Source organism: bacterium, assembly GCA_016786595.1.
GTDB lineage: Bacteria > Bdellovibrionota_C > UBA2361 > SZUA-149 > JAEUWB01 > JAEUWB01.
The window spans coordinates 1-8,864 of the sequence record JAEUWB010000057.1; the positions used below are offsets into that span (position 1 = coordinate 1).

The window sequence follows — 8,864 nt, forward strand, 5'->3', positions numbered from 1 at the left end:
TTAGGTGCTTTGCCGGGACGGAACCCCTTGATCGAAACTTTTGTTCGAGTGCGATTCAGTTGTTGGGTGTAATGATTTGAGTATTCAGAATTGGGGATTTGGAACTGAATTTTGCGTCCGATTTCTGAAATTTTGTCTACTGTGATGCGTGCTTCCATGTTCATACTACTTTGTTCAATTTGTCTTTAGTCAGAAAAGAAAAAAATGCGGGAGGAGGGACTTGAACCCACAAACCTTACGGCGCTAGGTTCTAAGCCTAGTGTGTTTGCCAATTTCACCACTCCCGCGAGTGTCACTTCGTTTTCAAGTGTTTGGGTGATCAGAGATTCGAACTCTGGACCCGCTGATTAAGAGTCAGCTGCTCTACCAACTGAGCTAATCACCCACAATCTAAAAAACTACAACCCTATTGCTCAGTTGGTAGGTCCTGCGTTAGCAGGACAAACAAATAGGGTCAACTGAGCTAATCACCCACACATTAAGACAACCGGGCGACTGCTCGTCCGCCGTAGCCTTGGCGAAGGCGGAAGCTAATCACCCACAAGTATTAATCTTGTTACTTTAGAGCAATTCACTATTCTACATAACAAATAATGGATTGCTCTAAGGAGCGCTTGCTAAGCGCTCCCGGAGACTAAAACTCCGATTTAGTCTCCGTAATGTTGTGTAAAGATTAATTTTTACACGACCAGTATAATCTAGAGCGTTTCTTCAGATATTCTTCTGTCTCGCCGTAGGCGAGGCCTTTTGTTGCTACACTAAAAAGTGAAACCCTCTAAACAAGGCGAAAAGCTTTACACTAACTAGAACGATTTGTTAAGGGGGTCAAAACGCCTTATTTTTCAAGGGTTTTTCTAAAAAAGCTCCTATCTGGCACGTCCAGATCACGTAAATTATTCTCCTAGTTAGAGTAGATCGGCCCTACGCCGTTTTAAGATCAAGCAGATCAAATCGTCGCACAGTCGATTACAAAGCGATATTTAACGTCGCTTTTGATCATCCGCTCATAGGCAGTATTGATTTGCTGCACTGGAATCAATTCGATGTCGGAAACAATATTATGTTCTGCACAGAAATCGAGCATTTCCTGAGTTTCCTTAATTCCACCAATCAGTGAACCAGCAATTGCACGGCGACCAACGATCAGAGTTCCGATGTTTGGAGACGGGTGAGCATGTTCGGGTAATCCCACCAAACACATTGTGCCGTCGCGCTTCAAGAGCTGAGTATAGAGATCGAGATTATGTGAGGCGGCCACAGTATTTAAGATAAAATCAAAACTACGCAGGTGATTGCTAAACTCAGCTTCGTTTTTAGAAATCACTACCTGGTCAGCACCAAGCCGTTTGGCATCGGCGATTTTATTTTCAGATGTTGTAAAAAGCACGGTTTCTGCGCCAAAGGCATGGGCAAATTTTAAGCCCATGTGACCAAGACCACCGAGTCCGACGATTCCCACTTTTTGTCCTTTGCCAACTTTCCAATGGCGTAGCGGCGAGTACGTGGTAATGCCTGCGCATAAAAGCGGAGCAGTTGCTGCGAGGTTAAGTTTGGGAGAAATTTTTAGAACAAACTTCTCGTCAACAACGATTGAAGTAGAATAGCCGCCATAAGTTTTTTGTCCGGGAAAATGCTTGTCAGGGCTATTATAAGTGAAAGTCTTCCCCTCACCTTCACAATATTGTTCAAGTCCATCTGTACAGCTTATGCAGCGCCGGCATGAATCGACAAGGCAGCCCACGCCGACTGCGTCTCCGACTTTAAAGCGCGTGACTTGATTACCTACTTGCGTGACGATGCCTACGAGTTCATGACCAGGGACTACCGGGTAAGTTGTTCCAGCCCATTCGTTACGCGCGGTATGGATGTCAGAGTGACAAACACCACAATAGGAAATTGCAAATTGCACATCGGCCGGACCGACTTTGCGGCGAACGATTTCGAGTGGGCCTAATGGCTCATGCGGATTAAAGGCTGCATAACATTTCACAGAAGTCATAGATCATTAGCTCCAAAGTGTTAGCTTACTCCAGGGGAGCAGATACTATTGTTGGCAATTATGCAATCTAAACAAGTTAGGCGTCTAGAGCCCGGGCATTTCTAAGTTCTGTTTTCCTGATACGGTCGCGGCTTTTTCTGAGACGTTGTCCAATATTTTCCTTAACGGCATGAGCTAGATGCGAAATGCCCTCATAAATATTAGAAGTCTGGTCAGTCAACACGATATTACCGCGAGGCATTAAGCGAACTCGAATTGAAATTTTCTTGTCAATTCCTCCTCGAGGGCCGTTAACATCCGAGACAATTACATTGACGTCGCGAATATTTTCATCGAAGCAATCTAAGGCGAACGACAACTTACGATGTATAGTGTCCTGCAGATCGTCATCCAAATCTGCATTAGTATGAGTAACATTAATTTTTGGCATAATTATATTCTCCTCTATTGTCATTTAGTTGTATTATGCCCGGAGTTTATGTATAGTAATATTAGATATTAATTATTATATAAATTGAAATTATAAATATATATGCATTGGCTTAATTATCATCATCTATATTACTTCTGGCACATCGCAAAATCAGGCAGCATCACTGCGGCATGCAAAATATTAAAACTTGCCCAACCGACATTAAGCGCACAGTTAAAATCATTTGAAGATTCTTTAGGTGAGCCAGTCTTTGATCGCGTCGGCAGAAATTTAGTGCTCACAGAAACAGGCACAATCGTCTTCAAATATGCAGAACAAATTTTTGCGTTAGGCAATGAATTAATTGACGTTGTCGAAGGTAAAAGCATTATTCGCACAGAGCATTTACGAATTGGAATTGCCGATGTTGTCCCCAAGCATCTTGCCTATAAGGTCATTTCGCCAATCCTTAAGCTTGATCCAACTCCAAAAATTACCTGCTCAGAGGATAACTCCGAAAAACTCCTGGCTGCTCTGGCAATTCAAGAATTAGACATAGTGCTGGCTGATTCTCCCCTACCTCCTTCAACGCGCGTCAGAGCCTATAACCATCTTGCGCATGAAGCTACTGTTTCATTTGTCGCCACAAAATCTTTAGCCGAAAAGCACCGACGCAATTTTCCTAGAAGCTTAAATCACTGTCCAATTCTACTGCCCAGTCAAAACTCAGTCTTACGGCGTGAGCTTACGATCTTTTTTGAGAATCAGAATATTACGCCGCATATTGCTGCTGAATTTGACGACAGTGCTTTAATGAAAATTTTTGGCGCAAATGGCCTGGGAGCATTGCCTATTCCAAGTTCTGTGGAAAAAGACGTATGCAAGGAATTTAACTTGAAACTTGTCGGACGGATCGAAAGCATCAAAGAACGACTATACTTAATTTCGCTGGAACGTCGCATCAAGAGCCCTATCGTCAATTTAATGCTGCAATCGGCAAACAAAACATAAAAGAAACAATATATTTATAAAAACTATAATATAGTTTGATTGTATTTATTCGACCTTAAAGCGAGCTTAATGCATATTAGCTAAATATTATTTTATTGAGGTGACGTGAACGAGTTAATTTTATTTCCAATTTCAGAATATTGGTGGCTATACCTTGCGTTTATTGGCTTTGTCGCTTTGATGCTGGCCCTCGATCTTGGCGTTTTTCACAAAGACGCTCATGAAGTTTCCTTTAAGGAAGCCGCAACTTGGAGTGTCGCCTGGGTAAGCCTGGCTTTAATCTTCAATTACGGGTTTTATCAATATGCTCTGTGGAAGTTCCCGATGGATCCACGCTTAGCGCAAATCCCTGATTTCAATGCCATCGCTTCTGCCGAAAGGGTGGCGCTGGAATTTTTAACCGGATTTGTTGTCGAAAAGAGCCTTGCTGTTGATAACATTTTCGTCTTCGTTATTGTCTTTGCTTTTTTTGGTATACCAGCCAAGTATCAGCATCGCGTTTTGTTCTGGGGGATTATTGGAGCAGTTTTCTTCCGTGCAATTTTTATTGGGGTTGGTTCGGTGCTGATGCAGTATAAAGCAATCGTAATCTTCTTCGGAGCATTGCTGATTTTAACTGGAATAAAGATTTTCTTTGCACCACAAAAGCCAATTGATCCAGGGAAAAACCCGCTGATTAAATGGCTTAAACGCTCGCTACCCGTCACAGATAAAATTCATGGAGATAAATTTTTTATCAAGCAAGACGGAAAGCGCTATATTACACCGCTATTTCTTGCCTTAATTTTCATTGAACTCAGCGATATAATTTTTGCAATTGATTCAGTGCCAGCAATTTTTGCACTAAGCTCCGAACCATTAATCGTCTTTACTTCAAACATTTTTGCAATCCTTGGACTACGTGCAATGTATTTCCTACTAGCAGGAGTTGTCGATAAATTTTACCTCTTAAAATATGCGCTTGGCGTAGTTTTAGTCTTCGTGGGTTTAAAAATGGCTTGGCTCAATCAGGCCTTTGGCGGCAAATTCCCAATTTCTTGGTCGCTAATAATCATTACAACAATCATTGGAACTGGAATTGCAGCTTCGCTGCTTCGCAAAAAACCTGAGAGCGTTTTACCTGCATGACCCAACTTTCGATCTCAAATCGAAACCTATTAGTCGGATGGGCAGGGATTATTGCAATCTGTGCCCTGACTTATTTAGTGATCAAGCCATTTATCGGCGCATTAGCCTGGGCCGTGCTGCTAGTGATCACTACATGGCCTGCTTATCGCCAATTAAAATATTATTTACGAAAATTATCTAATCGCTTCGCCGAAGCTGCCCCGTTGATTATGACTGGCGTACTAACGATTGGAATTTTCGCGATCTTTCTTCCATTATTTGGAGAACTAGCAAAAGAGCTCAATGCGGTCCTAATCTTTAGTCAACAGATTGACTCTAAGCAAAAATTAGAGAGCTTGCTGGTCGACATTCCACTAATCGGCTCGATTCTCAAAGAGCATTTGGCTTATACGGGCCCGCAATTAGCGCAGATTGTCATTGAACATCAAGGCAAGATTACAGCCACTTTAGCTAGCACTCTACAAGGTGTCGGTAAGGCCTTATTCACAACCCTCTTTGCACTCTTTACCTCGTTTTTTCTCTACAAATATGGTGAAAAAATTCGCGTGAAATTTGCTGATCTGGCCTACCATGTTGGGGGATCTAAAACTGAAGCAATTATTGTCACACTCAAGGCGACTCTGATTGGCACGGTTTACGGAATCCTACTCACAGCTCTCGTGCAAGGAGCGTTAGCTGGGATTGGTTTTTACTTTGCCGGCTCGAGCACGCCATTGTTATACGCGGCCTTAGTGACAATCGTTTCCCCGATCCCCTTTGGAGCTCCATTGATATATCTGCCGGCAATTGGGGCGATGTATTACCATGGTGGCGAGCTTGAAGTTTTAATTCCGCTTTTACTTTGGTGTATAGCGATTGTCAGCACCGCCGACAATTTTTTAAGACCAATTTTTGTTAGTCAAACAGTCAATATGTCTTTTTATCTAGTCGTAATTGGAATCCTCGGGGGATTACTGGCCTTTGGCTTTATTGGTCTATTCTACGGGCCAGTAATTATGGCAGCAAGCTACGCACTGTGGAGCGCGCTGACGGAGAACGATGGCGGCGCAAGAATCAATACTCCAACAGATTAGCTATTAAAAGCGATAAGTCAGGCCCCCACGCACGCGATAGCTAGGAGCAATTTGAGTTCCGCTACTATCATAGTCGATTGGGAAATCAATCTCGAAGTTAGCAAAGAGATTACTATTTGAGACTAAAATAATTTCAGGGCCCCAGAAAATTGAATCAACGCTCGTAGCTGGATCGACCACACCGTCACGCTTGTCTTTGCCCTTATGCTCCCCGGAGATATTAAGACGCGCTGCGATTTGCTGATCTTCGCCCATATAGAAGTAGTGACCGGGTCCAAAATCCCAGAGCAAATCATCAGCGTAGCGATAGTCGTAGTCACCTTCCGTACGCAAAGAATAATTGATTGAAGCCCTCACAAACGTGCGGTGCACTTCGTAAAATAAATTTAGGACCAACGGCACATCCACCGATCCTGAACCTAGACTTAAGTCGTGCCCGTGAACTGCGTGCGCCATTTGCTCTTCTGCATGGCCCTCATCACCGTGATCTTCGTCGCCGTGTAACGTCTGGATTTTTTGGTGTTCCATCATGTGATGATCATGCTCGACCTCATCTTCGTGATCAGTTTCGTCAGCCGCTGGCATGTCTTCATGGTGTTCATCGTGCTCTTCTGGTTTAAGCAATGCAGTGTCCCCAGTTGGCAACTTAAGACCAAAAAGCAACTGCGCGCTAAAATATGTATCCTTTTCTGCATAGCGATACGGGAAGTAGCTAGCTAATAAGATCACATCGCCGATGCCGGATTCAGAACCTTTCTCAGTAGTATTGTCCTCAAACTTTTTATATTGGCGATCGATATAAGGGAGAATTAATTTGGCACCATAACGCTCATTAAAGTCATAGGTCCCCATGACTTGCGTGATAGAGCTGCGGACATACTGGTCATGTTCATTCTCGATTTTTTTACCCTCAACGCGAATTTCATCAAAATTCGTGTACTGCTCAGCAAGAGTAAGCTGCAGTCTCTGCGGTGCAGGTTTGTGCGACTCCAAAGAGCTATAAATTGCACACAAGTCACATGCAGCTGCACTGTGGACAAAAACAAGCGCTAAGACCAAAGCAATCAATAAAACATTTCTGTGGGACATCGTCTTGCTCCAAATATAACTTCGGAGTTGATACATTGGTCGCTGAAAAATGTCACTGCGACAATTTGTCGCAGCTTATTTTAAATTTTGTGGGATTTTTTGCAGTTTACGTTGCAGCGAGCGGCGATCAATCCTCAAGGCCTTGGCTGCATGGGTAATATTTCCCTGATATTCGAAGAGGATTCTTTGAATGTGATCCCATTCAACTTGGTCAATACTAGGAATTTCTACTTGTGCTTGCGGCTCATAATCGAAAGCACAAATTACCTCTTGAACCGAGCAAGGCTTAGTCAAATATGAAATGGCCCCGCGTTTGATCGCTGCCTGAGTCGTAGCGATGCTACCATAGCCAGTTAAAATTACAATCTGCAAGTTCGCATCATGATCTAACAACATCGAAAGCCCTGACAAGCCGTCAACTTCCGGCATTTTTAAATCAAGCACAACATGTGTAATCTTGTGAGCAGAACAAATTTCCAGTGCAGCACTTACATTTGCAGCCGACAAGGCAAAATGCCCGCGCAGGATTAATGCCTCGGTAAGTTTTTTCCGAAAGTTATCATCGTCATCGACAACTAAATATAGTTTTTCATCTGCGTCCATACAACCTTACGTGGGATTTCAATTTTCACTAGCGTTCCTTGGTCAACTGTCGAATCATACTCAATCTCACCGTCCAAACTGCGAATAAACGTCTTAGAAATAAATACGCCTAAACCCATCCCACGACCAGCGGACTTCGTCGTAAAGAAAGGTTCCCCGATGCGAGGCAAATTAAGTTCCGCAATACCCTCACCTCGATCTTGCACCGAGACTATCAGCTTTCGATCATCTGCTGTAATTTTAATATTAATCGCAGCATTTCCGGGCGAGGCTTCGATCGCATTATTAATAATGTTTTTGATACTTTGCAAAAATCCTTCCAAAGGAATTGTCACTGATTGCTCGCACTCAACACAGTCAAGCTGCAGTCGGCTGCGCACTGCTGGCGGGTATTCTTGTCTTAAGCGTTCAACAATTCTTGCCAGCGTTACTTCAACCGGCATTTCTCCAGCTATTTCTCCAGCGGAATTTGACATTTTTGCCAAGATTTTCTTGCATCTTTCAAGCTCAAGTTGAATTAGCTCCGTATCCGCAGAGGGTTGACGCTGAGATAAATCTTCTGCGGCAATCGTGATTGTTGCGAGTGGAGTCGCAAGTTCATGTGCTGCTCCAGCTGCCAAAGTTGCCAGCGAACTCAAGCGTTGTTCTTGAGCACTACGCTGATGCAATTTCTGGGTAGCAATTTCTACTGCCAGTTTCATTTTACGGAAGGAGTAAGCAATGTGCACGGCTAGCAAAACAAATGCGGCAAGCATGCCTTGAAGGTGTAAGGAAAACTGCCCGTTCCCGCCATGCATGTGATGAACGTCTAATTCATGGACTGGGTAATAACTCGAAAAAAGCAAGACATACGCGACAACGCTACAACAAAATATCGATACTACCCAAGGCGTGGTCAAAAATTGCGCAGCAAACATCAAGGGAATTAAAAAGGTGATGCAAAATGGATTAGTGTGTCCACCATAAAAATAAAGCAAAGCAAAAATTACTGCACAGTCTAGTAATAATAAACTGCCGAGAAATACTTCAGTGGTCAAATTGATTCGCCTTGCAAGTTGAGGCAAAGCGAAATGCAAAATAACCAAACTAAGACAAATTACGAAAAACGGAGTTGTGTTCAGCGAAAGCTTGAGGAAGTACTTCGCCGCAAGAAAAATCGCAACGATGATACAAAATCCAAAGATCCGGAAGCGGTAGAGCCAATCAATTCTCAAATCGCTTTTTAGGGTGCTTACATACTTCATTGAGTTAGTTCATTTTAACCGGTAAATGCATACTACAGTGCTTAGAACAAAGCGAAAACCTGTTGCGGTAAGCACTATTAAATACTAATTAAAGCCATATCGTTATGCCTCGTCAATTAGTCGAAGAATTTATTCCTAAATCCTTTACTTGCCTAAAACAATACAGCCTTAAAGACTTTACTGCAGATCTAATTGCGGGAATTACAGTTGGCTTAGTAGCTTTGCCGCTGGCGATGGCCTTTGCAATTTCCTCCGGCGTAGCCCCACAGGCTGGGATTTACTGCGCAATTTTCGCTGGCTTTATT

General features: G+C 43.1%; 10 protein-coding genes and 2 tRNA genes. 4 read left to right on the forward strand and 8 right to left on the reverse strand.

The window, feature by feature from the left end; genetic code table 11:
• The 5 genes from JNK13_09920 to JNK13_09940 form a co-directional block, all read right to left on the reverse strand.
• A partial coding sequence (locus tag JNK13_09920) for a trigger factor family protein (protein ID MBL7663055.1) occupies nt 1–164 on the reverse strand: 164 nt, incomplete at its 3' end.
• Between the two features lie 41 nt (nt 165–205).
• A tRNA-Leu gene (locus JNK13_09925) sits at nt 206–287 on the reverse strand.
• A gap of 25 nt (nt 288–312) precedes the next feature.
• A tRNA-Lys gene (locus JNK13_09930) sits at nt 313–385 on the reverse strand.
• A 561-nt stretch (nt 386–946) separates the two neighbouring features.
• Nucleotides 947–1,999 carry an NAD(P)-dependent alcohol dehydrogenase gene (locus JNK13_09935; GenBank protein ID MBL7663056.1) on the reverse strand — a complete coding sequence of 351 codons (1,053 nt, stop codon included), beginning with the start codon at nt 1,997–1,999 and terminating at the stop codon, nt 947–949.
• 76 nt (nt 2,000–2,075) lie between these two features.
• Nucleotides 2,076–2,429 carry an HPF/RaiA family ribosome-associated protein gene (locus tag JNK13_09940; protein ID MBL7663057.1) on the reverse strand — a complete coding sequence of 118 codons (354 nt, stop codon included), beginning with the start codon at nt 2,427–2,429 and terminating at the stop codon, nt 2,076–2,078.
• A gap of 102 nt (nt 2,430–2,531) precedes the next feature.
• Between JNK13_09940 and JNK13_09945 the strand changes: the two genes are divergently transcribed.
• The 3 genes from JNK13_09945 (at nt 2,532) to JNK13_09955 (ending at nt 5,623) form a co-directional block, all read left to right on the forward strand.
• The gene (locus tag JNK13_09945) at nt 2,532–3,422 is read left to right on the forward strand and encodes a LysR family transcriptional regulator (GenBank protein ID MBL7663058.1); all 891 of its coding nucleotides are present in this window, start codon (nt 2,532–2,534) and stop codon (nt 3,420–3,422) included.
• 129 nt (nt 3,423–3,551) lie between these two features.
• Nucleotides 3,552–4,550: a TerC/Alx family metal homeostasis membrane protein gene (locus JNK13_09950; protein MBL7663059.1), complete on the forward strand. Its 999-nt coding sequence runs from the start codon at nt 3,552–3,554 to the stop codon at nt 4,548–4,550.
• On the forward strand, nt 4,547–5,623 hold the full coding sequence (locus JNK13_09955; protein ID MBL7663060.1) for an AI-2E family transporter: 1,077 nt from the start codon (nt 4,547–4,549) through the stop codon (nt 5,621–5,623). Before JNK13_09950 ends, JNK13_09955 begins: the two co-directional genes overlap by 4 nt.
• 3 nt (nt 5,624–5,626) lie before the next feature.
• Here the strand turns inward: JNK13_09955 and JNK13_09960 are convergent, their stop codons facing one another.
• From JNK13_09960 to JNK13_09970, 3 genes are all read right to left on the reverse strand, one after another.
• Nucleotides 5,627–6,712, reverse strand: coding sequence for a hypothetical protein (locus JNK13_09960; GenBank protein ID MBL7663061.1), 1,086 nt, complete (start codon nt 6,710–6,712; stop codon nt 5,627–5,629).
• A gap of 75 nt (nt 6,713–6,787) precedes the next feature.
• A complete protein-coding gene (locus tag JNK13_09965) occupies nt 6,788–7,315 on the reverse strand; it encodes a response regulator (GenBank protein ID MBL7663062.1) in 528 nt (175 codons plus the stop codon).
• Nucleotides 7,288–8,559, reverse strand: a complete 1,272-nt coding sequence (locus JNK13_09970; GenBank protein MBL7663063.1) for a HAMP domain-containing histidine kinase — start codon at nt 8,557–8,559, stop codon at nt 7,288–7,290. The genes JNK13_09965 and JNK13_09970 overlap by 28 nt, the downstream gene beginning before the upstream one ends.
• A 104-nt stretch (nt 8,560–8,663) precedes the next feature.
• On the opposite strand from JNK13_09970, the gene JNK13_09975 reads away from it, so the two are divergent.
• Nucleotides 8,664–8,864: sodium-independent anion transporter (locus JNK13_09975; protein MBL7663064.1), on the forward strand; the 201-nt coding region annotated here is incomplete at its 3' end.